The organism is Synechococcus sp. R3-13 (genome assembly GCF_047462195.1).
Lineage (GTDB): Bacteria > Cyanobacteriota > Cyanobacteriia > Thermostichales > Thermostichaceae > Thermostichus.
In genome coordinates, this window is record NZ_JANSIO010000172.1 from 1 (window position 1) to 1384 (window position 1384).

Annotated in this window: 1 protein-coding gene; it reads right to left on the reverse strand. The window is 60.0% G+C overall.

What is annotated here, in order from left to right; all coding sequences use genetic code 11:
- Positions 1-1313: TonB family protein (locus tag NW856_RS05305; protein ID WP_414399427.1), on the reverse strand; the 1313-nt coding region annotated here is incomplete at its 3' end.
- Positions 1314-1384 lie beyond the last annotated feature (71 nt).

Here is a 1384-nt window from a genome sequence, read left to right on the forward strand (position 1 = left end):
GTCGGGTAGTTTACTTCTTCGCCAACATAGCTCTCGGGCAAAGGAGCAAAGGGGGCTGAGCGCTGGATGGCACTGAGCACGGCTGCATCCAACAGGGGATCTTCTGAGGGGGTTTGCAGGCGCAGTTCCCGCAAGGATCCCTGTCGATCCAGACGCACCTGCACCACCGTTACGTAGGATCCGGATGCCCGCCGTACCATCCAGTGTTGGCGAACCCTTTCTTGAAATTGAGCCAAGTAGTCTCCCCAATCCGGATCGGCGGTGGCATTTAGGCTGGGTGGGCCTGCCTGAGAGGACTCGATCCCACTGGTGCGACCGAAGTCGGAGTTGTGGGATCCGGTAGGAAAAGTCGGGGGCAAGGTGGGAGAAGGCTCTTCCAACGGGGCTGCGATCGGCTCTGGAGAGGGCAAAGTTGGATGCGGATCCGCTGGAGCCGACAGGTGGGGTTGTGGCAAAACCTCAGGAGAACTTGCTGCTCTTTCGGGTTGAGGCTTGAGGGATTGAGCAGGAGAGATCTGAGCCGATTTGGTCTCCACTGCTGCTGCCGAGGAGGTAGCCAGTAGGCTTTGCAGATGCTGACGATAGTCCTGCAGTTGCTGGCGCTGTGGAGAGGACAGAGGCCAGTGATCCAGCCATTCTTCCGTCAGATGTAGCGCCTCCGCCCAATTGTGATCGGCAACTGCCTGCTCCAGAGCTGCTAAACCCGCTGACAGATTTTCTAACCTGGCCTTTGGCTGCTGCTGAGGAGAGGCAGAGTTCCGGGCGGGCTGGGGCACCTCAAGCTCCCTTGTCGGCGGAGAAAGGATCTCAGGGACAGGACTCCCTGCGGCTGAGGCGAGCAGAGGCTGTGCCGTTGCAGAAGTGACCTCTACCCATTCACCTGGACTGGCCACTTGCGACTGCCGCACCGATACGTGATCCCGAGGTTCAGAGACACCGGACTCACGGGCGGAGACGGGCGCAATCCACTGCGGCTCTGGGGGCGGCTCATCCGCCATCTCCACCCACTGAAAGGAGATTATCTCCTCCTCCGGGATCCCAGGCCGCCAACCCATCCAGCTCATCGCGATGAAATGCAACCCTGCCGAGAGCACGTTGGCCAGCCCCAGGCGCCAAGGTAAGGAGCGGCGTTCCTGCTGTCGTTCTTGTTGAGAACGGCTGAGGCGGGGCTCTGGATCCACCTCTCCGTCTGTCAAGCAATTTGCCTGGCTCTCAGCAGCCGGTTCTGGTTTGGGGGAGGTGGACTCTGCAGTAGGTTGGGCCGGGATCCCTGTGTTACGGAGATCTCGGTTGGGGTTCAATTCGTTTTGCACCTTTCCACCTCTCCCCACAGCCACATGCCAACAGAAGCCCAGTAAACTACCCGACTCCGACCGCTAAAGCG